At 68.0% G+C, this 19,631-nt stretch carries 24 protein-coding genes; 11 read left to right on the forward strand and 13 right to left on the reverse strand.

The genetic code is table 11. The features are described from left to right. Positions 1-130: 130 nt before the first annotated feature. From ffh to rimM, 3 genes are all read left to right on the forward strand, one after another. Positions 131-1,648, forward strand: a complete 1,518-nt coding sequence (gene ffh, locus ACFQQC_RS04650) for a signal recognition particle protein (protein ID WP_376860150.1) — start codon at positions 131-133, stop codon at positions 1,646-1,648. A 24-nt stretch (positions 1,649-1,672) separates the two neighbouring features. Continuing rightward, positions 1,673-2,227 (forward strand): 30S ribosomal protein S16, encoded by a 555-nt coding sequence (gene rpsP / locus ACFQQC_RS04655; RefSeq protein ID WP_376860152.1) that lies wholly within the window; start codon positions 1,673-1,675, stop codon positions 2,225-2,227. Positions 2,228-2,362: 135 nt separating this feature from the next. Further along, positions 2,363-2,887 (forward strand): ribosome maturation factor RimM, encoded by a 525-nt coding sequence (rimM, locus tag ACFQQC_RS04660; RefSeq protein WP_376860154.1) that lies wholly within the window; start codon positions 2,363-2,365, stop codon positions 2,885-2,887. Here the strand turns inward: rimM and ACFQQC_RS04665 are convergent. The 6 genes from ACFQQC_RS04665 to ACFQQC_RS04690 form a co-directional block, all read right to left on the reverse strand. Further along, a complete protein-coding gene (locus ACFQQC_RS04665; RefSeq protein ID WP_376860156.1) occupies positions 2,884-3,060 on the reverse strand; it encodes a YegP family protein in 177 nt (58 codons plus the stop codon). The two genes, rimM and ACFQQC_RS04665, sit on opposite strands and share 4 nt — an antisense overlap. A gap of 94 nt (positions 3,061-3,154) precedes the next feature. Continuing rightward, on the reverse strand, positions 3,155-4,315 hold the full coding sequence (locus ACFQQC_RS04670) for a benzoate/H(+) symporter BenE family transporter (protein ID WP_376860158.1): 1,161 nt from the start codon (positions 4,313-4,315) through the stop codon (positions 3,155-3,157). Positions 4,316-4,330: 15 nt separating this feature from the next. Beyond that, the gene (locus ACFQQC_RS04675) at positions 4,331-5,128 is read right to left on the reverse strand and encodes an enoyl-ACP reductase (protein ID WP_376860852.1); all 798 of its coding nucleotides are present in this window, start codon (positions 5,126-5,128) and stop codon (positions 4,331-4,333) included. Between the two features lie 96 nt (positions 5,129-5,224). Beyond that, positions 5,225-6,460: a beta-ketoacyl-ACP synthase I gene (gene fabB / locus ACFQQC_RS04680; protein WP_376860160.1), complete on the reverse strand. Its 1,236-nt coding sequence runs from the start codon at positions 6,458-6,460 to the stop codon at positions 5,225-5,227. Positions 6,461-6,523: 63 nt separating this feature from the next. Next, the gene (gene fabA / locus ACFQQC_RS04685) at positions 6,524-7,048 is read right to left on the reverse strand and encodes a 3-hydroxyacyl-[acyl-carrier-protein] dehydratase FabA (RefSeq protein ID WP_376860854.1); all 525 of its coding nucleotides are present in this window, start codon (positions 7,046-7,048) and stop codon (positions 6,524-6,526) included. A 401-nt stretch (positions 7,049-7,449) separates the two neighbouring features. Further along, complete coding sequence (locus ACFQQC_RS04690; RefSeq protein WP_376860162.1) at positions 7,450-7,965, reverse strand: SH3 domain-containing protein; 516 nt, start codon at positions 7,963-7,965, stop codon at positions 7,450-7,452. Positions 7,966-8,082: 117 nt separating this feature from the next. On the opposite strand from ACFQQC_RS04690, the gene ACFQQC_RS04695 reads away from it, so the two are divergent. Both ACFQQC_RS04695 and ACFQQC_RS04700 read left to right on the forward strand, forming a co-directional pair. Continuing rightward, positions 8,083-9,069, forward strand: a complete 987-nt coding sequence (locus tag ACFQQC_RS04695) for a 2-hydroxyacid dehydrogenase (protein ID WP_376860164.1) — start codon at positions 8,083-8,085, stop codon at positions 9,067-9,069. A 1,159-nt stretch (positions 9,070-10,228) separates the two neighbouring features. Further along, entirely contained in the window at positions 10,229-11,170 is a 942-nt protein-coding gene (locus ACFQQC_RS04700; RefSeq protein ID WP_376860166.1) for an alpha/beta hydrolase family protein, read from the forward strand. Here the strand turns inward: ACFQQC_RS04700 and ACFQQC_RS04705 are convergent. Both ACFQQC_RS04705 and ACFQQC_RS04710 read right to left on the reverse strand, forming a co-directional pair. Continuing rightward, positions 11,137-11,901, reverse strand: coding sequence for a HesA/MoeB/ThiF family protein (locus tag ACFQQC_RS04705; RefSeq protein WP_376860168.1), 765 nt, complete (start codon positions 11,899-11,901; stop codon positions 11,137-11,139). The two genes, ACFQQC_RS04700 and ACFQQC_RS04705, sit on opposite strands and share 34 nt — an antisense overlap. Positions 11,902-11,942: 41 nt before the next feature. Continuing rightward, positions 11,943-12,320: a BLUF domain-containing protein gene (locus ACFQQC_RS04710; RefSeq protein WP_376860170.1), complete on the reverse strand. Its 378-nt coding sequence runs from the start codon at positions 12,318-12,320 to the stop codon at positions 11,943-11,945. A 153-nt stretch (positions 12,321-12,473) separates the two neighbouring features. Between ACFQQC_RS04710 and hslV the strand changes: the two genes are divergently transcribed. The 4 genes from hslV (at position 12,474) to hslU (ending at position 15,069) form a co-directional block, all read left to right on the forward strand. Then, the gene (hslV, locus tag ACFQQC_RS04715) at positions 12,474-13,031 is read left to right on the forward strand and encodes an ATP-dependent protease subunit HslV (protein ID WP_376860172.1); all 558 of its coding nucleotides are present in this window, start codon (positions 12,474-12,476) and stop codon (positions 13,029-13,031) included. 115 nt (positions 13,032-13,146) lie between these two features. Next, a complete protein-coding gene (locus ACFQQC_RS04720; protein ID WP_376860856.1) occupies positions 13,147-13,410 on the forward strand; it encodes a GxxExxY protein in 264 nt (87 codons plus the stop codon). After that, positions 13,326-13,502, forward strand: coding sequence for a GxxExxY protein (locus ACFQQC_RS04725; protein WP_376860174.1), 177 nt, complete (start codon positions 13,326-13,328; stop codon positions 13,500-13,502). Before ACFQQC_RS04720 ends, ACFQQC_RS04725 begins: the two co-directional genes overlap by 85 nt. A gap of 265 nt (positions 13,503-13,767) precedes the next feature. After that, positions 13,768-15,069 (forward strand): ATP-dependent protease ATPase subunit HslU, encoded by a 1,302-nt coding sequence (hslU, locus tag ACFQQC_RS04730; RefSeq protein WP_376860175.1) that lies wholly within the window; start codon positions 13,768-13,770, stop codon positions 15,067-15,069. Positions 15,070-15,083: 14 nt separating this feature from the next. Here the strand turns inward: hslU and ACFQQC_RS04735 are convergent, their stop codons facing one another. Beyond that, positions 15,084-15,260, reverse strand: a complete 177-nt coding sequence (locus tag ACFQQC_RS04735; protein WP_376860177.1) for a hypothetical protein — start codon at positions 15,258-15,260, stop codon at positions 15,084-15,086. 134 nt (positions 15,261-15,394) lie between these two features. On the opposite strand from ACFQQC_RS04735, the gene ACFQQC_RS04740 reads away from it, so the two are divergent. After that, complete coding sequence (locus ACFQQC_RS04740; protein ID WP_376860179.1) at positions 15,395-15,916, forward strand: lipocalin family protein; 522 nt, start codon at positions 15,395-15,397, stop codon at positions 15,914-15,916. A gap of 43 nt (positions 15,917-15,959) precedes the next feature. After that, positions 15,960-16,409, forward strand: a complete 450-nt coding sequence (gene mmcB, locus ACFQQC_RS04745) for a DNA repair putative endonuclease MmcB (RefSeq protein WP_376860181.1) — start codon at positions 15,960-15,962, stop codon at positions 16,407-16,409. 6 nt (positions 16,410-16,415) lie between these two features. On the opposite strand, the gene ACFQQC_RS04750 is transcribed toward mmcB, so the two are convergent. The 4 genes from ACFQQC_RS04750 to ACFQQC_RS04765 all read right to left on the reverse strand — a co-directional run bounded on the left by ACFQQC_RS04750 (position 16,416) and on the right by ACFQQC_RS04765 (position 19,628). Beyond that, positions 16,416-16,877 (reverse strand): hypothetical protein, encoded by a 462-nt coding sequence (locus tag ACFQQC_RS04750; RefSeq protein ID WP_376860183.1) that lies wholly within the window; start codon positions 16,875-16,877, stop codon positions 16,416-16,418. 58 nt (positions 16,878-16,935) lie between these two features. Then, positions 16,936-17,886, reverse strand: coding sequence for a magnesium transporter CorA family protein (locus ACFQQC_RS04755; RefSeq protein ID WP_376860858.1), 951 nt, complete (start codon positions 17,884-17,886; stop codon positions 16,936-16,938). Positions 17,887-17,925: 39 nt separating this feature from the next. Beyond that, positions 17,926-18,450 carry a CHAP domain-containing protein gene (locus ACFQQC_RS04760; RefSeq protein ID WP_376860185.1) on the reverse strand — a complete coding sequence of 175 codons (525 nt, stop codon included), beginning with the start codon at positions 18,448-18,450 and terminating at the stop codon, positions 17,926-17,928. A 68-nt stretch (positions 18,451-18,518) separates the two neighbouring features. Further along, positions 18,519-19,628, reverse strand: a complete 1,110-nt coding sequence (locus ACFQQC_RS04765) for an acyltransferase family protein (RefSeq protein ID WP_376860187.1) — start codon at positions 19,626-19,628, stop codon at positions 18,519-18,521. Between the last annotated feature and the right edge of the window lie 3 nt (positions 19,629-19,631).

The following is a 19,631-nucleotide window of genomic DNA, read 5'->3' on the forward strand; positions in this document are numbered from 1 at the left end:
AACCTCGCGTCTCCACCTGCACGACCCCATCTCCGGATGGACGAGGCAGGCGAGAACCCTCTGCCGACGTGATCGTCGCCAGAGGCCGTTTTCGTATGGAGCCGCGTCACACGTCGCCATGAGGTAGTTGATGTTCGAGGCTCTGAACGAGCGGCTTACAGGCGTATTCGACCGGATCACCGGTCGCGGCGCCCTGTCCGAAAAGGACGTGCAGGAGGCGATGCGCGAAGTGCGCGTGGCCCTGCTCGAGGCCGACGTCGCCCTGCCCGTCGTCAAGGAATTCATCGCCTTCGCCACCGAACGCGCGACGGGCGAAGAGGTCATCCGGTCGGTCAAGCCGGCCGATCAGGTGGTCAAGATCGTCTATGACGGCCTGGTCGAGATGCTGGGCGGCGAAGAGCCGGTTCCGCTGAACCTGAACGCCACCCCGCCCGCCGTCTTCCTGATGGCCGGCCTGCAGGGCTCCGGCAAGACGACGACCTCGGCCAAGCTGGCGCTGCGTCTGACGAAGTTCGACCGCAAGAAGGTCATGATGGCCTCGCTGGACACGCGTCGTCCGGCGGCCATGGAGCAGCTCGAAACCCTCGGCAAGCAGATCGAGGTCGCCACTCTTCCGATCGTGAAGGGCGAGAGCGCGGTTCAGATCACGAAGCGGGCGATGACGTCCGCCAAGCTGCAGGGCTTCGATGTCCTGATCCTCGACACCGCCGGCCGCATCACGCTGGACGAGGCCCTGATGGCCGAGGTGGCGGAAGTCGCCTCCATCGCCAAGCCGGTCGAGACCCTGCTGGTCGCCGACAGCCTGACCGGTCAGGACGCGGTCCGCACCGCCAAGGCCTTCCACGAGCGCCTGCCGCTGACGGGCCTGATCCTGACCCGCGCCGACGGCGACGGTCGCGGCGGCGCCATGCTGTCGATGCGGGCCGTCACCGGCCTGCCGATCAAATATCTGGGCGCCGGCGAAAAGGTCGACCAGCTGGACGCCTTCGACGCCCGCCGCGTCGCCGGCCGCATCCTGGGCCAGGGCGACATTGTCGCCCTCGTCGAGAAGGCGTCGCAGGAACTGGACGCCTCCAAGGCCGAGGCCATGGCCCGCAAGCTGGCCAAGGGGCAGTTCGACCTGAACGACCTCGCCGCCCAGCTGCAGCAGATGAAGAAGATGGGCGGTCTTCAGGGCATCATGGGCATGCTGCCCGGTGTCGCGAAGATGAAGGCCCAGATGGCCGACGCCAACGTCGATGACCGCATGATCGCCCGTCAGGAAGCGATCATCTCATCGATGACCAAGGCCGAGCGCAAGAAGCCGGACCTGCTGAACGCCAGCCGCAAGAAGCGCGTGGCCGCCGGCGCCGGCGTCGAGGTTCAGGACATCAACCGCCTGCTCAAGCAGCACCGGCAGATGGCCGACATGGTCAAGTCGCTGTCGCGCGGCGGGCCGAAGAAGATGCAGCAGATGGCCGCCATGCTGGGCGGCCTCGGCGGTGGCGGCGGACCGGACATGGCCCGCCTCAAGGCGATGGGCGGGGGCAAGATGCCCGAGCCGAGCGCCGACGAACTGAAAGCCATCCAGGACCGCCTCGCGGGCCTGGGCGGCGGACAACTTCCGGGGGGCCTTCCGGGCCTGCCGGGCTTCCCTCCCAAGAAATAGAACGACCCCTGAAAGAGACCTGAAATGCTGAAGATCCGTCTGGCCCGTGGTGGCGCCAAGAAGCGCCCGTACTACTACATCGTCGTCGCTGACTCGCACTCGCCGCGCGACGGCAAGTTCATCGAGCGCGTCGGTTCCTACAACCCGATGCTGCCGCGCGATGGCGAACAGCCCCGCGTCGTCCTGAAGGCCGACCGTATCGCTGAGTGGCTCGGCAAGGGCGCCCAGCCGACCGACCGTGTCGCCCGCTTCCTGTCGCAGAACGAGGAACTGGCCGGCAAGGTGAAGTGGTCGCAGGGCAACAACCCGAACAAGGCCCAGCCGGGCAAGAAGGCGCAGGAACGCGCCGCTGAACGCGCCCAGCGCGAAGCTGACCGCGCCGAAGCCGAAGCTGCCGCCAAGGTGGAAGCTGCTGAAGCCGCCGAGCGCGCCAAGCAGGAAGCCGCTGACGCCGCTGCCGCCGCCGCCGCTGCTCCGGCCGTTGAAGAAGCTCCGGCTGAAGAAGCCCCGGCCGCCGAAGCCGCTGCTGAAGAGGCTCCGGCCGCTGAAGAAGCGACCGAAGAGAAGTCGGAAGGCTGATTTCTTCCGGTTCGCCGGATGGAATTTCGGAGGGGCGGCGTCCGCTGGGCGCCGCCCCTTCTTCTTTTTGGAAGGCGCCTGCCGCGCTTCGCGCTACTTGAGGCGGGAAGAGGCGATGGCCGCAGTGAGGTGAAGATGGCGCAGGACAAGCTCATTCAGGTCGGTCAGGTGTCCGGCGGTTTCGGCGTCCGGGGCGAGGTGCGGGTGACGGCCTATACGGCGGACCCGATGGCCCTTCTGGCCTATCGCGACCTGCTGCGGGCGGACGGATCGCCGGGCCTGACCCTGACCTCGGCGCGTCCGGACAAGGTCGGCATCGTGGGCCGCGCGAAGGAGATCGCCACCAAGGAGGAGGCGGACGCCCTGCGCGGGCTCAAGCTGTTCATCCCGCGCGACCGCCTCCCCGAGCCGGACGAGGACGAGTTCTATCTGACCGATCTGGTCGGGGTTCAGGCGCGTGAGCCTGACGGGACCGTGCTGGGCACGATCAAGTCGGTGCAGAATTTCGGCGCCGACGACATGCTGGAGATCGCCCCGGCCGCCGGTGGCCCGACCTGGTATCTGCCCTTCTCGAAGGACGCCGTGCCGGAACTGCACCTGGCCGACGGCTGGCTGCTGGTGGTGCGGCCCAACGAGGTCGGCGAACGCGAGCCCGACTAGGTATTGTCCTCGGTCGGGGCGTCAGGCCCGTTCTTCTTGATCGAGTCGATGGCGTTCTGGGCCGAGGCCTTGGACGCATAGCCCTCGGTCGAGAAGATCGTTTCCGAGTTGTACTTGAAGCGGACCCGGAACTCTCCGGCCTTGTCCTTGTAGATCTCGAACTTGTGGGCCATGGCGGTCCTCCCTGTGAGATGACGCCACGGTGGGCCTGAACATGGACGGGCGTCAATCGCGTGGGTGTCGGCGACCGGACACAGGCTCGTGAGGTCAGCGCCGCCAGCGCAGGGCGGCGAGGGCGACAAATCCCGCCAGCAGGCCCCAGAAGGCTGAACCGATCCCGAACAGGGCGACGCCCGAGGCCGTGGCCGCGAAGGCGATGACGGCAGCCTCGCGGTGGTCCGGCTGGGCCATGGCGCCCTGCAGGGCTCCGGTCAGGGGGCCGATGAGGGCCAAGCCCGTCAGGACGGCGAGGGCGGCGGGCGGCATGGCGATGAACAGGCCGGCCAGCGGCGCCGCGAACAGGGCCACGACCAGATAGAGGCCGCCGTAAATCACGCCGACGATCCAGCGGCGCTGCGGGTCCGGATGGGCGTCCGGACCGGTGCAGATGGCCGCGACGATGGCCGCCAGATTGACCCCGTAGGCGCCGAAGGGGGCGAGGACGAGTGTGGCGAGACCGGTGGAGAGCAGCAGCGGTCCCGGCGGCGGCTCATACCCTGCGGCCTTCAGCACCACGAGGCCGGGCAGGTTCTGGGACACGAGGGTGACGAGGAACAGCGGCAGGGCCAGGCTGACGGCGGCCTTGAGGTCGAAGGCGGGGACGACCGGCGAGAGCTGACCGAACAGGCCGGTCCCGGGCGGCAGGGTCACCTGACCGCGCAGGGCCAGCACCGCGAAGGCGCCGAGGAGGACGGCGGGCAGGGCCCAGGTCGGGGCCAGCCGCCGCATGATCAGGAAGACCGCGAACAGGCCCGCCGCCAGCGCCAGATCGGTCGGGAAGACGAGGAAGAGCTTGAGGCAGAAGGGCAGGAGGACGCCGGCCAGCATGGCCGAGGCGATGCCGCCGGGGATCTTCGCCGCCAGTCGTCCCAGCGCGGGGACGAGGCCGGTGATGACCATCAGGCCGCCGGCGATGACGAAGGCGCCGACGGCGGTGGGCCAGCCGAGGCCGAGGGTCGAGGCCGCCAGCAGGGCCGCGCCGGGGGTGGACCAGGCCAGGATGACCGGGACCTTCATCCGCCAGCTGAGCAGCAGGCCCGGCAGGCCGATGCCGAGACAGAGCGCCGTCACCATCGACACGATCTGGTCGGGCGAGGCGCCGAGCACATGGCCCGCCTGCACCACCAGCGCGACGGTGCCGCCGAAGCCGATCACGGTTCCGACGGCGGCCGCCGAGAAGGCGGAGACGGGCAGGCGCGAGGCGGTCACCGCCGACGTCCGGGCTTAGCCCTCGATGTCTTCCGGCAGGCCGACGGCGTGGAAGCCGGCGTCGACGTGGACGACTTCACCGGTGGTGGAGCGGCCGAGATCCGAGCAGAGCCACAGGGCGGCGCCGGCGACGCCTTCCATCGAGGTCTCTTCCTTGATCAGCGAGAACTGGGCCGACTTGGAGTGCAGGCCGCGACCGCCCGAGATGCCGGCCAGCGACAGGGTGCGCATGGCGCCCGCCGAGATGGCATTGACGCGGATGTTCTTCGGACCCAGGTCGCGGGCGATGTAGCGGGTCGCGGCTTCCAGAGCGGCCTTGGCCACGCCCATGGTGTTGTAGTTCGGAATGACCCGCTCCGACCCGAGGTAGGTCAGGGTGATCATCGAGCCGCCGTTCGGCATCAGCCGGGCCGAACGCTTGGCCACATCGACGAAGCTGAAGGCCGAGATGTTCATGGCCAGCAGGAAGCTGTCGCGGGTGGTGTTGTCGACGAAGGAGCCCTTCAGCTCGTCCTTGTTGGCGAAGGCCACCGAGTGGACGACGAAGTCGATCGTGCCGAACTCTTTCTCGAGCTCCTCGAAGGCCTTGTCCATCGAGGCGTCGTCGGTGACGTCGGCCTGGATGAGCAGCTTGGCGCCGACGCTTTCGGCCAGCGGGCGCACGCGGCGCTCAAGGCTTTCGCCGAGGTAGGTGAAGGCCAGTTCGGCGCCCTGGGCGGCCAGCTGGGAGGCGATGCCCCAGGCGATGGAGCTGGAGTTCGCGACCCCCATGATCAGGCCCTTCTTGCCCTTCATGAGATCGCCCTTGGGCATGTCCCAGGTGGATTCGGTGGCCATGGGGAAGTCTCTCCTTAGTGGCCTATCGCTCGCGACGCGGTCGCTCGCTGCTTGAGGCCGAATTTTTGTGTCTTAAGCGTCGATCTTGCTGAGGATCAGCGTGCCGTTGGTGCCGCCAAAGCCAAACGAGTTGGACATGACGTGCTTCAGCGGGCCGTCGTGGCGCTGGCGCAGGATCGGCATGCCCTCGAACTCGGGGTCGAGGTTCTCGATGTGGGCGCTTTCGGCGGCGAAATCGTTGTCCATCATCAGCAGGCAGTAGATGGCCTCCTGCACGCCCGCGGCGCCGAGCGAGTGGCCCGTCAGCGACTTGGTCGAGGAGATCATCGGCAGGCTGTCGCCGAAGACGTTGCGAACGGCGCCCATTTCCTTGCTGTCGCCGACCGGCGTCGAGGTGCCGTGCGGGTTCAGGTAGTCGATCTTCGGATTGCCGGCCATTTCGAGCGCGATCTTCATGCAGCGCTCGGCGCCCTCGCCCGACGGGGCGACCATGTCGTAGCCGTCCGAGTTGGCGCCGTAGCCGGTGACTTCGGCGTAGATCCTGGCGCCGCGCGCCACGGCGCGTTCGTACTCTTCCAGCACCACGATGCCCGCGCCGCCGGCGATGACGAAGCCGTCGCGGTCCTTGTCATAGGCGCGGCTGGCCTTGGACGGGGTGTCGTTGAAGTTGGAGGACATGGCGCCCATGGCGTCGAACATGTTCGACATGGACCAGTCGATGTCCTCGCAGCCGCCGGCGAAGACGACGTCCTGCTTGCCCCAGGCGATCTGTTCGGCGGCCGCGCCGATGCAGTGGGCGCTGGTCGCGCAGGCCGAGGAGATCGAATAGTTGATCCCTTTCAGCTCGAACCAGGTGGCCAGAACGGCCGACGGGCCCGAGGCCATGGCTTTCGGCACGGCGAACGGCCCGATGCGCTTGGGCGAGCCCTTTTCGATGGTGGTCTGGGCGGCCTGCAGGATGACCTGGGTCGAGGGGCCGCCTTCACCGACGATCAGGCCGATCCGCGGGTCCTTGATCTCTTCCGGGTCGAGGCCGGAATCCTTCAGCGCCTGTTCGAAGGCGATGTGGCCCCAGGCGGTGCCGTTGGCCAGGAAGCGGGCGGCGCGACGGTCGACGTGCGGGGCCCAGTCCTCGGCGGTGTGGCCTAGCGACGGCGGGGCCCAGACCTGCGAGCGGAAGCCGTGCGCGGCGTGGTCGGCGGCGTGCTGGACGCCCGACTTCGCGTCGCGCAGCGATGCGGTGACTTCATCGGCTCCGGTGCCGATGGAGGAGACGATGCCCAGCCCGGTGACGACAACACGCCGCATGGTGGATTCCTTCCAAGTCTTTTCAGGCGCCGCGTAGGCCGCGGTCTGGAGAATATAGGGGGCTTAGCCGGCCGATGCTTCAGTCGTGGCGCCGAACAGGCCCACGCGCATGTCGTTGCAGGTGTAGATCACCTCGCCATCAGCCTCGAGCACGCCATCGGCGATGCCCATGACCAGCTTGCGATTGATCACCCGCTTCAGGTCGATCTTGTAGACGACCTTCTTGACGGTCGGCAGGACCTGGCCGGTGAACTTCACCTCGCCGACGCCGAGCGCGCGACCCTTGCCCGGGCCGCCGATCCAGCCGAGGTAGAAGCCGACCAGCTGCCACATGGCGTCCAGGCCCAGGCAGCCCGGCATGACCGGATCGCCGATGAAGTGGCACTGGAAGAACCAGAGGTCGGGGTGGATATCCAGCTCGGCCTCGACATAGCCCTTGCCGTGGGCGCCGCCGTCCGCGTTGATCGTGACGATCCGGTCGAACATCAGCATCGGCGGGGCCGGCAGCTGGGCGTTGCCCGGTCCGAACAGTTCGCCCCGGCCGGAGGCCAGCAGGGCCTCGTAATCGAACGACGACGGATATTTCAGCTCGGACAAGGACGTTCTCGTGGTGATGGGCGCAAGGCGCGCCCGGATGTTGCCGTGGGGTTACACGAGCCCGCTTCCGGGCTCAACTTTTTAACGGGGGGCGGTGGCGCCCCTCTCCCTTGGGACAGGGGGAGGGTGTGGGGATGGGGCGGTGGGGTAGGTCTGATGGGTTTGTGATGCGGCAGGCCGTGCTGGTTCACACCAAGGACACCAAGGAGGACACGAAGAACACCAAGGGTGTGGGGGTCTTTCGGACGGCTGCGCCCTTCGCCCTAGCGGATCAAAATTGATCGCGAAGCGATCCTTCAGCTTCGCCGCCCGCCCGCCGACCCTCACCCTTGAGCGCAAGAACGACGGCTGCGCCGCCGTGCGCTCAAGCCCTCTCCCCACGGGAGAGGGGATTACTGGCCGTTCCGCCCCGTGCCCGCCGGGCGGTTGGCGTTGCACAGGGGGCGGTCCTGGGCGCCGAAGACGGCGGTCTGGGGCACCCAGCCGCGCAGGCGGCGGGCGCGGATCTCGCACCACTGGTCAACGCATTCGTCCAGCGAGACCAGGGCGCGGGCGGACAGGCGGGCGCGGACCGGCGAGGTGGAGGAGCGGCCCGCGTGGACGGGGATTTCCTCGCGCGACAGATTGATCACGCTGCGCCGGCTGGAGACGACGCTGCGATGGACCCAGGCGACGGCACCTTCGGCGTCGCAGATCTTGCGCCAGTCGGAGGTCTCGGCGATGACCTGAACCGGCAGGCCGGAGACCTGGTAACTCCACAGGATTCGGTAATCGAGGCCCGGTCCCTGACGGGCGTGGACGCGGTCGGATTTCAGCGACAGCCAGCGCGGCACCGGCTGGCCGCTGGGGGTCGGACGACCGTCCGGCATGGTCTGGGCCGCGCCGGCCAGCAGGCCGCAGCCCAGCACGCCGCCGATCAGGGCGAGGCGCCTGAGCGCGGGCGCCCTGGCGAACGCTTTGCCAGATGTTTTGCCAGACACCGGGAGGACCATTAAAGCCGGGGGTGAAGAACGCGAAGGCTCCGAATGTCCGCTCCCAGGCTTAAGGTCGTATTAACCAGGCGCCTGCCCGACGCCGTGGAAACACGGATGCGGGAGCTGTTCGACGCCGAGCTGAACCTGACCGACAGGCCGATGACGCGGGCCGAGCTCGAAGCGGCGGTCCAGCGGGCCGACGTCCTGTCGCCGACCATCACCGACGTGATCGACGCGGACCTGATTTCGAAGGCCGGGCCGCAGTTGAAGATGATCGCCAATTTCGGCGCGGGCGTGGACCATATCGACATCGACGCGGCGGTCGGGCGCGGCCTGATCGTGACCAACACTCCGGGCGTCCTGACCGAGGACACGGCCGATCTGGCCATGACCCTGATCCTGGCGGCCAGCCGCCGGATCGTCGAAGGCGCGCAGGTGATGCAGGAGGGCCGGTTCGAGGGCTGGACCCCGACCTGGATGACGGGACGCAAGCTGTGGGGCAAGCGGCTGGGCATCGTCGGCATGGGCCGGATCGGTCAGGCGCTGGCTCGCCGGGCGAAGGCCTTCGGGATGCAGGTCCACTACCATAACCGCAAGCCGGTCTCGCCGATGATCGCCGAGGAGCTGGGGGCCACCTACTGGGACGACCTGGACCAGATGCTGGCGCGGATGGACCTGATCTCGCTGAACTGCCCGGCGACGAAGGAGACCCATCACCTGCTGTCGGCGGAGCGGCTGGCGAAGCTGCGGCCCGAGGCGATCCTGGTGAACACCGCGCGCGGCGAACTGATCGACGAGACTGCGCTGGCCGAGGCTGTGGCCCAGCGTCGCATCGCCGGGGTCGGGCTGGATGTGTTCGAGCAGGAGCCGAAGGTGCATCCGGGCCTGCTGGGCCATCCGAACGTGGTGCTGCTGCCGCATCTGGGCTCGGCCACCATTGAGGCGCGGCAGGATATGGGCGACCGGGTGATCGCCAACATCCAGACCTTCGCCAACGGCCATCGCCCGCCGGACCGCGTCATTCCTGCGATGTTCTGATATTCGCGGTTGACGACGCGCCCGCGTTTGGGTTGCTTGCCCCCCGCAAGTATCGGGGGATCATTGTGAAATCGGGATTGAGCAAGGCGGCGCGCGCAGCGTTGTCGCGGCGCGGCGTACTGGTCGGCGCAGGCGCACTGGGAGTCATGACGGCCGTGCCGGCCTTGCCGGCGAGGGCGACGCAGGCCGCGACCGGGCCCTATGGCCTGGAGACCTTCTTCACGCCGAGCCGCACCCGGTCGGCGACCTTGTCGCCCTCGGGGCAGCGCATTGCGGTGCTGGAGCAGCTGGGGACAGAGGACGAGCCGCTCGGCGTCATCGACATCATCGACGCCAACAACCCCGAGGGGCCGCGTCGGCGGATTTCGCTGGGTCAGCTTGAGGTCGAGGCCCTTGAATGGGGAAGCGATGAGCGCCTGCTGGTGCGTGTGGCCATCACGGTCGTCACGGCGTCGCGCGGAAGGACCGGCTCGAACATGCGTCGGCCGGGCGTCGAACTGACCTCGCGGCGGGTGGTCTCGGTCGGGGCGACGGGCGGCGATGTCGTCGTGATGTTCCAGGACCAGCGGCAGCGCATGCGCGCCTCTCTCAACATGGGAACGGTGGTCGACATGCTGCCCGGCGACCCGGACCATGTGCTGATGACCGCCTGGGAGCGGGACGGCGTGCTGGGTCTGCATCGGGTCAACATCAATACCGGGTCGGCCGAGCGGATCGAGCGCGGCGGCTCGGGCACCTTCGCCTGGCAGACCCAGGGCGGCGTCGCCGTCATGCGGCACGACATCAACATGCGCGGCACAGTGGAGACGGTCTATGCCCGGGCTCCGGGCGAGCGGGACTGGAAGCTGGTCCGCCGGACCCGCACCATCGACGCGCCCGACTTCTCCTGGGTCGGCGAGACGGAGCGGCCCGGCGTGGTTCTGGTCTCGGCGCGGAGCGAGGGCGAGGACGTGGAAAGCATCCGCGAGATGAACCTGCACAGTCTGGAGCTCGGCGCGCCGATAAACGGGCGTCAGAACCGGGACGTCCTGTACGGCCTGAAGGATTCCGCCGGGAAATACATGGGTGCGGCCTACTACGGCGAGCGGCTGGAATATGAGTTCCAGGAGCCCGTGATGGCGGTGCACCATCGCGGCCTGAACCGGTTCTTCGAGAACGAGTGCGATGTCCATCTGACGGACGTGGACGTCGCCCGCAATCGCTTCATCGCCTATGTCACCGGGCCGCGAGAGCCGGGCGCCTGGTTCTTCTACGACCGGGACGCACGGGCCATCGTGAACATCGGCGCGCGGGCGACGCTCGACATCGCGCGGCTGGCCCCGTCGGAGCGTCTGATGGTGACGACGCGGGACGGAGCGCAGATCGAGGCCTATCTGACGGCGCCGCCGGGCGGGGCGCCGGGGCCTCTGGTGGTCATGCCGCACGGCGGGCCGAGCTGCGGGACACCCAGGGCTGGGACCGCGAGGTCCAGGCGCTCGCGGCGCAGGGATGGTGGGTTCTGCGTCCCAATTTCCGCGGCTCCGGCGGCTATGGCCTCGGCTTCGCCAGCCAGGGCTGGACCCGCTGGGGTGACCGGATGCAGGAGGACGTCGAGGACGCGGTGGCCCTGGCCATCGAAAGCAAGGGCCTGGACGCGACCCGGGTCGCGATCATCGGCTCCAGCTACGGCGGCTATGCGGCGCTGATGGGCGCGGTGCGTCGCCCGGACCTCTACAAGGCGGCGATCGGCATCTGCGGCGTCTATGACCTGCCGGACATGCTGGCCTGGGAAGAGCGTGAGGACGACCAGCCGGGCAAGCCGGTCTACGACTTCTGGGTCCGGCGGATCGGCGACCCGCGCACCGTGGGACCGGCGCTGCAGGCGGCGTCGCCACGCCGTCGGGTCGCCGAGGTGTCCTGTCCGGTGCTGCTGGTGCACGGCGTTGACGACAAGGTCGTGCCGATCGTCCAGTCGCGCCGCATGAACGACGCCCTGCGCGCCGCCGGCAAGTCGGTGGAGCTGGTGGAGGTCGCTGACGCCGGGCACGCCGACTGGACGGCCAGCGAGGGCGAAGTCCTGATGCGGCGCTACGTGGCCTTGCTGCGGACCGCCTTCGCCTGACCGCAGACCGGGCAGTCCGGATCGGGGGCGACGCGGACGGTCCGCGCCGTCCCCGCCAGTCCGTCGTACAGGAGCAGGCGGCCTGACAGCGGCTCGCCCGCGTCGGCGATCAGCTTGATCGCCTCCAGCGCCGCCATGGCCCCGACGACGCCAGCCAGGGCGCCGATGACGCCGACGCGACTGCAGGTCTCGGCGTCCGGCGGGCTGTCAGGCACCATGCAGCGATAGCAGGGGCGACCTCGGAAGACGCCGACCTGTCCGCTCCAGCGGCCCAGGGCGCCGGAGACCAGCGGGACGCCGTGGGCCACGCAGGCGGCGTTGACGCAAAAGCGGGTTTCAAAATCGTCGGTGCCGTCGATGACGACATCACAGCCCTCGACCAAGGCCGCGGCGTTCTCGGCCGTCAGGTGCTCGGGGCGCAGTTCCAGCGCGACATGGGGATTGAGGGCGGCCAGGGCCTCGGCGCCGGCGACGACCTTGGCGCGGCCGATGTCGGCGCTGTCGAAGACGATCTGGCGCTGGAGATTGGACAGGGCGACCGTGTCGTCGTCGATCAGGCGCAGGGCGCCGATGCCGGCGGCCGCCAGATAGAGGGCCGCGGGGGCGCCGACGCCGCCCAGGCCGATCAGGCCGACGCGCGCGGCCTTGAGCCGCTGCTGGCCGGGACCGCCCACCTCGGACAGCACCAGATGACGGGCGTAGCGTTCGATTTCGTCTTCGGAAAAGGTCACAGGCCTCAGTTAGGCGCTGGCGACGGGAAGGTCACGCCTCTTCAGGCGGCGGCCTTGAAGTCCACGATGGCCTCGGCCTCGTTCGCCGTCAGGCGCGAGATCTCGGCGGCGCCCACGCGCTGGAGCATGGTCGCGGGATCGGGGCAGACGCTGATCGGCTCATGCAGAACGCGGGCGCTGATCGGGGTGTCGACCAGGATGCGCAGGCCGGTGTGGCGGCGGTCGTTCAGCAGGCGACGCATCAACCGGTCGATATCAACCCGGGCGCCTTCGATGACCTGAAGGATCTGGCCATGGTGGAACATGATCGACGCGGTGATGTCGTCGCGACGGTTGTTGGCCTCCGACGCGCCGAGGATGTGGGCGAGCGAAATGGTCGAGACGCCCGTTACTCCGGTCGCTTCACTGGCGTAAATCACTCGATGCAGCACGATCCAACCCCAAATTGGCCGCCCGACGGGCTCAGTTTGTTAATGTAACGGGTTACATTGGTGATATTGTGGCGCTTGCGTATCGTTGAAATCCCACAGGATTCCCTTGCCTCGCCGCATTTCGGTCTCCATCTCAACGGGATGACGAACATCGCATCTTCTTTTCCGGACTGGCACGGCACAACGATCCTTGCCGTGCGTAAGGATGGCCGCACGGTCATCGCCGGCGACGGCCAGGTCTCGATGGGACCGACCATCGTCAAGGGCGCGGCGCGCAAGGTCCGCACCCTGGCGGGCGGCAAGGTGCTGGCGGGTTTCGCCGGCGCGACGGCCGACGCCTTCACCCTGATCGAACGGCTGGAAGCCAAGCTGGAGCAGTATCCGGACCAGCTGGCCCGCGCCTGCGTGGATCTGGCCAAGGACTGGCGCACGGATCGCTACCTGCGACGGCTTGAGGCCATGTTGCTGGTGGCGGACAAGGATTCGATCTTCACCGTGACCGGCGTCGGCGACGTGCTGGAGCCGGAACATGGCGTGGCGGCGGTCGGTTCGGGCGGCAACTACGCCCTGTCGGCGGCCCGCGCCCTGATCGAGAACACCGAGCTGGACGCCGAGACGATCGCGCGCCGATCGATGGCCATCGCGGCGGAGATCTGCGTGTACACCAACGGGAACCTGACGGTGGAGGCGCTGGAGTAGGGGTGCGTCTTATGGTTGTGTTGATGTGGTGAGTTTCCGGGGTTCATCACAACGGGCGCAACGGATGCACAACGAACACGACGGGCGCGAGCCTGTCCCCGAAGCGATAGATCGCATGGGGCGGCGTGTGCTGAACGCCGCATTCGCGGTTCACACGGCGCTCGGGCCAGGATTGTTGGAGAGCGTCTACGAGGCCTGCCTTGCGGAGGAGCTTCGGTTGGCTGGGCTCAGGGTCGAACGGCAAGTCGTGGTTCCTGTCCAGTATGCGATATTCGGCTGGAAACCGGCTACCGGTTGGATTTGCTGGTTGAGGGCTGCGTGGTGGTCGAGGTCAAATCGATCGACGCCCTTGCGTCGATCCATGCGGCCCAGGTGCTGACCTATCTGAGGTTTTCCGGCGTTCGGCTCGGTTACCTGATCAATTTCAACACCGTCATGCTGAAGACAGGCCTTCGTCGGCTCGTTGTGTGAGCCGAGGCTGGTTGTTTCACACCAAGGACACCAAGGAAGACACGAAGAACACCAAGGGATCGTGCTCGGAGCGAGGCGTGAGCGCCTCCGTTGTTCGCGAGGGATGATTGACGCGTTCCGCGTCCTTTGCGGTCGCTCAGGTCTCTTGGTGTCCTTGGTGTCTTCCTTGGTGTCCTTGGTGTGAAACCTGCTGCGGTTGGGCTGAAGCGCGGGCTTTCCGTCGCGCCCCCTCCCGCAGGCGGCGGAAGCGTCCTATCTGCGCTGTATGACCGACCTCTCTCCCCGCGAAATCGTTTCCGAACTCGACCGCTTCATCGTCGGTCAACATGACGCCAAGCGCGCCGTGGCCGTGGCCCTGCGCAATCGCTGGCGGCGCAAGCGTGTGCCGGATGATCTGCGCGACGAGGTGACGCCGAAGAATATCCTGATGATCGGGCCGACGGGCGTCGGGAAGACCGAGATCGCGCGGCGGCTGGCGAAGCTGGCCGGGTCGCCCTTCCTGAAGGTCGAGGCGACGAAGTTCACCGAGGTCGGCTATGTCGGGCGCGACGTGGACCAGATCATGCGCGATCTGGTCGAGGCGGCGCTGGTCATGGTGCGCGACAAGCGCCGGGCGGGCGTGAAGGCCAAGGCCGAGGGCGCCGCCGAGGAACGGATCCTCGACGCCCTGGTCGGGCCGGGCTCGCAGCCGGCGACGCGCGACAGCTTCCGCAAGAAGCTGCGCGCCGGTGAACTGGACGACAAGGAGATCGAGCTGGAGCTGGCTGACACCGCCTCGCCGATGCAGGGCATGGACCTGCCGGGCGGCGGCAATGTCGGGATGATCAACCTGTCGGAGATGCTGGGCAAGCTGGGCGGGGCGCGGACCAAGAAGGTCAAGCTGACGGTCAGGGACGCCGTCGCGCCGCTCACCACCGAGGAAAGCGACAAACTGCTGGATCAGGAGAGCCTGACCGCCGAAGCCCTGTCGCTGGCCGAGAACGAGGGCATCGTCTTCATCGACGAGATCGACAAGGTGGCCGTGCGGTCGGAAGGCCGCGGCGCGGATGTCAGCCGCGAGGGCGTGCAGCGCGACCTGCTGCCGCTGATCGAGGGCACGACCGTCTCGACCAAATACGGGCCGGTGAAGTCCGACCATGTGCTGTTCATCGCCTCGGGCGCCTTCCACGTGGCCAAGCCGTCGGATCTGCTGCCCGAGCTGCAGGGGCGTCTGCCGATCCGGGTGGAGCTGAAGGCGCTGACCCGCGATGACTTCAAGCGGATCCTGACAGAGCCGGAAGCCAATCTGATCCGTCAGAACCAGGCCCTGCTGGCGACGGAAGAGGTGACCCTGGTCTTCACCGACGACGCGGTGGAGGCGCTGGCCGATGCGGCGGTGGCCGCCAATTCGGCGGTCGAGAACATCGGCGCCCGTCGTCTGCAGACGGTGCTGGAGCGGGTGCTGGAGGAGACCAGCTTCAAGGCGTCGGACCTGACCGGCCAGACGATCACCTTCGACGGCGCGCAGGTGCGCGAGCGGATCGGCGAACTGGCGAAGAATGCCGACCTGAGCCGCTACATTCTCTGACGGATTGAAGCAGGTCAGGTCGGGGCGCGTGTCGCCGCGGCCTCGGCCTCCTGACGGGCGCGCTGGTCGGCGGCGTTGGATTTCAGCACCATCGCCCCGATCAGGACGATGACGACCAACGCCAGTCCCGCCAGCACCCACAGTCCCGTGGCGCTGCTCCGATTGCGGCGTGCGACCCGATCCTCGGCCATCGTGTCTCTCCGGAAAGGCCCCCGGAACAGATGGTACTCCATATTGGGCACGATCGACATCCGCTGTCTGGCGGATGCATCCGATCGCGGGTCCGGCGCGTAGACAGACGTCGGGATCAAAGGAGTGCTGCGCCATGATCGCCCGCCTGTCTGTCCTCACCTTCGTCGTCGGCGGGGCCCTGATCGCCACGCCCGCGCTTGCCCAGAGCGTGGATATGGACCGTTTCGACGGTCGCTGGTTCGAGGTCGTGCGCAGCCCCAATGACCTGCAGAAGGACTGCCGACGCGCCCAGATCGACTTCACCCCGCAGAGCCGGGCCGACCGCTACGGGATCGTCGTCACCTGCACCCGCCGTGCGGATGGCGTGGTGGAGACCCTGCGCGCCAATGCGCGGGTGACGGATCCGGGGACCAACCGGAATTTCCGCTTCAGCCTGACCGGGCTGCTGAGCTTCGGCGGGCTGGCGGGCCAGAACTATCGGGTGCAGGCCCACGCCGACGACTACAGCTGGGCCATCCTGTCGTTGCCGAACCGGTCGGACTGGTGGATCTGGCATCGCAGCCAGAGCCCGTCGGCGGCGGTGCGCGCGGATCTGGTCCGACGGGCGGCGGCGCTGGGCCTGCCGACGGCGCAGGTCGTGCAGACCGGGCAGTAACCCCGCACTTGAAACCGGAACGAAGGCGGAACATAACGGGGGCATGGCCGCCGCCGCGCTTCAGATCGACCTTGTCTTCAGCCGACCCGAGACCACCCAGGCGGTGACGCGGGGCGCGGCGCGTCTGATGCTGGACCTCGGCTATGCGCCGCTGCTGGAGGTGTGTCTTCCCAATGGACGGCGGGCCGATGTCATGGCGCTGGGGCCGAGGGGCGACATCGTCATCGTCGAGGTGAAGTCCGGCGTCGAGGACTATCGCGTCGATCGCAAATGGCACGAGTACGGACCGTTCTGCGACGCCTTCTATTTCGCCGTGGCGCCCGAGTTTCCGCAAGGCGTGCTGCCCGACGAGCCGGGGCTGATCGTGGCCGACGGCTTCGGCGGGGCGGTGGTGCGTGACGCCCCCTCCAGCCCCCTGGCGCCCGCGCGGCGCAAGGCCCTGACCATCGCCTTCGGGCGGCTTGGGGCCATGCGGACGCTCAGGGACGCCTGACGGCGGTCAGGAGACGGGGCCGCTTTCGCCCGCGCTCTGGATCGCCGCGGTGGTGGCGGCGCAGCCCATCAGGCTTTCGTCCCCGACCTTGACCATGGCGGTCAGCGGATAGGTGCGGTCGCTCATGCCGTCGCTGCATTCGGTGGCGGTCAGGGTGAGGTCGAAGACAGTGCCCGTCGCCGAGCGGGTCTGCAGGGTGGCCACCGTGCCTTGGACGGTCAGGGCGGGCTGGGGCGCGCGTTGCTCGGGCCGGTCGACGCCCGAATAGACCAGCTCCTGACCGGTCAGCCGGATGCCCCAGAAGGGCTCGGTGCCGACCAGGCTGAGCGGCTGGGTCAGATCTACGCCGGCCAGCACGGCGGCCGGGGCGGGCGGTTCGGCCGGCGCCTCGACGGTCTCTCCACCCTGCGAACAGGCGGCGAGGATGAGGGCTAGGGCGGACGCGGCGGCGAGGACGGTCAGGCGCATGGGGGGAACTCCACCAACGGGGCGGGCAGGAAGACCCGGAAGGCTGTCCGGGGTCAAGTTACAGCCAGCCCTTCCGCTTGAACCACAGCAGGGGAAGGATGGCGGAAATGACCATGGCCACGACGGCCAGCGGATAGCCGGCCATCCAGTGCAGTTCGGGCATGTGGTCGAAATTCATGCCGTAGATCGAGGCGATCAGGGTCGGCGGCAGGAAGGCGACGGCGGCGACCGAGAAGATCTTGATGATCGACGACTGCTCGATGTTGATCAGGCCCAGCGCCGCCGACAGCTGGAAATTGATCGAGGCGGCGACGGACTGGTTGTGGGCGCTCAGGCTTTCGACGTCGCGGCTGAGCGAGCGCAGGTGGGCGCGGGCGTCGCCGCTGTCGATCCGCTCGTCGGCGGTGACGAAGGCGAAGACGCGGGTCAGGCCGGCCAGGCTCTGCTCGATGCGGGCGTTGGCGATCTGGGCGCGGCCCAGCTTGGTGATCAGCTTCTCGAACCCGACCGTCTTGCCGCCCGAGAAGACGTGATTGGCGATGCCCTCCACCCGCACCACGGTCTTGGACAGGATGTCCGACGCGCGGTCGACCACCACCTCCATCAGGTTCAGGAACAGGTCCGCGCCAGAGCCGCACAGGCCCGGCTCGCGCTCCAGCTTCTCCAGCAGCAGGGCGAAGGGCTTGGGCTCGGCGTAGCGGATGGTGATCAGCGGGCCGGCGGTCAGGACGAAGGTGACCGGCTCGATGCCGGGGATTTCCTCGTCGCCCCGGGTGATGATGTCGGCGGTCAGATAGGTGGCCCCGTTCTCGCGATAGACGCGGCTGGAGGCCTCCAGCTCCTTCATCTCCTCGCGGGTGGGCACGGAGACGCCCAGCGCGGCCTCGACCGCGGCGTCCTCGTCGCGTGTGGGATTGAGCATGTCGATCCACAGCACGTCGGGATGCAGCGACAGCTTGCCCGCCTCGATCACGGCGTCCTCGCAGGCGGCGCCTGTCGAGCGATACATGCGGATCACTGGAAGGCCTCCCGAACGGAGGCCCTCAGGTCAGTTCTGGCCGGCGGCCGAGGGAACCGACGCCATCTCGACGCCAGCGGCGACGGGCGCCTGCTGGTAGATGAAGCCGTTGGTCGGATAGACGGTCGTGCCGAGGTCATTGATCGGGTTGTACCAGACCTTCACGGCGGTCCAATCGTTGTCGCCCGAAACATCAACGACGGTGACGTTTTCCTCGACCTTGCCGCGGCTGCCGCCCCAGTTGGCGTGGGTGATGCGGATCACGCGGGGGGTCAGGACTTCGGAGACGACGGCGACGTGCCCGCGGCTCATGCGGCCGCTCGCCTCGAACGAGAGGACCGATCCGGTGCGGGGGGTGTTGCCGGTCTGGAAGCGCCCCTGCGCCTGACGCCACCAGGTCAGGGCGTCGCCGAAGATCTGGATGCCCGAGAACATGCGGGCGAAGGTCACGCACTGCCAGTACGGCTCTCCGGCGTTCGCTGCGGGGGCGGTGGCGCCCAGCACAAACATTCCGAGGGTCGCCGCAACTGCGGCGGCTTTGAGCCGTTTGAACATGCTGAGGCTTTTCCCGACTGCCGTTGAAACAAGCCGTAACCGATAGTGGGCGAGGGTTGAAGACCCCTTTACGCCGTCGGTGTGCGCGCTTCGGTCGCGGCTTGACCTGAGCCGTTGGGCTTGGCGAATCGCCGCAAAGCGGTGCGGGCAGGGCGTTCGACGAGGTGATAGGTCGCCATGGCCGCCACCGGAATGGCCGCGACGACGGCCAACCACACAATCATGTGAAAACGCTTGTCGTCGGCCCCGGTCAGGCGCGCGGCGACATTGGTCATGACCAGCAGGACCGGCGCGCAGACCATGTAGATAGAGTAGGAAATCTCGCCCAGATAGACGCCGAAGGGCGAGGCGAAGAGGCTGGCCTTCTCATTGGCCAGCGAGCCCAGCGACAGGATCAGCCCGCCCGCGAACAGGACGGTGACCGGATCCCACAGGCCCAGCGACGCGCTGATGATGACGCCCGCGCCGCTCAGCAGGGCGACCAGTCCCGCATGGGGGATCGGGGCGCGGCGATAGATAAGATACAGGGCGCAGCCCAGCAGGAAGCAGGGGACGATGCGCAGCGCGCCCCAGCGGAAGGTGGCCTCGGTCAGGGAGAAGCCGGCCAGCGGCTGGAAGGCGGCGTAGATGCCCAGCGCCACGATGGCCGCCAGAACGGTGGCCACGACCGGTCGATCCTTCAGTCGCCAGGCGACGAAGGCGAAGGCCGGGAAGGTCAGATAGGCGAACCATTCCGCCGAGATCGACCAGGACGGATGGTTGAAGGCCGACGACGGCGCCAGACCCCAGGCGTGGGTCATGGTCAGGTGGGCGGGCAGGGCGCGCCAGTCGGTCAGGCTCTCACTGACGGACAGGCCCGCGAACACCGCGCCGATCCCCAGCACGGCCATGCCGGCCAGCGTCACCAGATGCAGCGGATAGACCCGGGCGATCCGCGCCCACAGGAAGCCCTTGTGGGAATAGCGCTTCTCGCCGACCGCCTCGAGATAGACGTGGCTGAGGATGAAGCCGGACAGGACGAAGAAGACCTCGACGCCCAGATAGCCCTTGGTCACCAGCGTGGGCGTGAAGCCGACGTTCAGGTGCGGCCAGGCCGTGTAGAGCACCACCCAGGCGGCCGCGAGGAAGCGCAGCGTCGTCAGGGCGCGAAGATCGGGGGGTGTGGCCACGGGCGTCATGCC

Source organism: Brevundimonas sp. GCM10030266 (assembly GCF_042666595.1).
Lineage (GTDB): Bacteria > Pseudomonadota > Alphaproteobacteria > Caulobacterales > Caulobacteraceae > Brevundimonas.

Coding starts and splice junctions, on each gene's coding strand:
- fabB (WP_376860160.1), bottom strand. CDS start 6,460: ATGCGGCGTGTTGTCGTCACCGGGCTGGGCATCGTCTCCTCCATCGGC.
- ffh (WP_376860150.1), top strand. CDS start 131: ATGTTCGAGGCTCTGAACGAGCGGCTTACAGGCGTATTCGACCGGATC.
- ACFQQC_RS04765 (WP_376860187.1), bottom strand. CDS start 19,628: ATGACGCCCGTGGCCACACCCCCCGATCTTCGCGCCCTGACGACGCTG.
- ACFQQC_RS04735 (WP_376860177.1), bottom strand. CDS start 15,260: ATGGCCGAGGATCGGGTCGCACGCCGCAATCGGAGCAGCGCCACGGGA.
- rimM (WP_376860154.1), top strand. CDS start 2,363: ATGGCGCAGGACAAGCTCATTCAGGTCGGTCAGGTGTCCGGCGGTTTC.
- ACFQQC_RS04740 (WP_376860179.1), top strand. CDS start 15,395: ATGATCGCCCGCCTGTCTGTCCTCACCTTCGTCGTCGGCGGGGCCCTG.
- ACFQQC_RS04675 (WP_376860852.1), bottom strand. CDS start 5,128: ATGCCCAAGGGCGATCTCATGAAGGGCAAGAAGGGCCTGATCATGGGG.
- ACFQQC_RS04695 (WP_376860164.1), top strand. CDS start 8,083: ATGTCCGCTCCCAGGCTTAAGGTCGTATTAACCAGGCGCCTGCCCGAC.
- ACFQQC_RS04665 (WP_376860156.1), bottom strand. CDS start 3,060: ATGGCCCACAAGTTCGAGATCTACAAGGACAAGGCCGGAGAGTTCCGG.
- ACFQQC_RS04755 (WP_376860858.1), bottom strand. CDS start 17,886: ATGTATCGCTCGACAGGCGCCGCCTGCGAGGACGCCGTGATCGAGGCG.
- ACFQQC_RS04720 (WP_376860856.1), top strand. CDS start 13,147: ATGGGGCGGCGTGTGCTGAACGCCGCATTCGCGGTTCACACGGCGCTC.
- hslV (WP_376860172.1), top strand. CDS start 12,474: ATGACGAACATCGCATCTTCTTTTCCGGACTGGCACGGCACAACGATC.
- hslU (WP_376860175.1), top strand. CDS start 13,768: ATGACCGACCTCTCTCCCCGCGAAATCGTTTCCGAACTCGACCGCTTC.
- rpsP (WP_376860152.1), top strand. CDS start 1,673: ATGCTGAAGATCCGTCTGGCCCGTGGTGGCGCCAAGAAGCGCCCGTAC.
- ACFQQC_RS04750 (WP_376860183.1), bottom strand. CDS start 16,877: ATGCGCCTGACCGTCCTCGCCGCCGCGTCCGCCCTAGCCCTCATCCTC.
- mmcB (WP_376860181.1), top strand. CDS start 15,960: ATGGCCGCCGCCGCGCTTCAGATCGACCTTGTCTTCAGCCGACCCGAG.
- ACFQQC_RS04760 (WP_376860185.1), bottom strand. CDS start 18,450: ATGTTCAAACGGCTCAAAGCCGCCGCAGTTGCGGCGACCCTCGGAATG.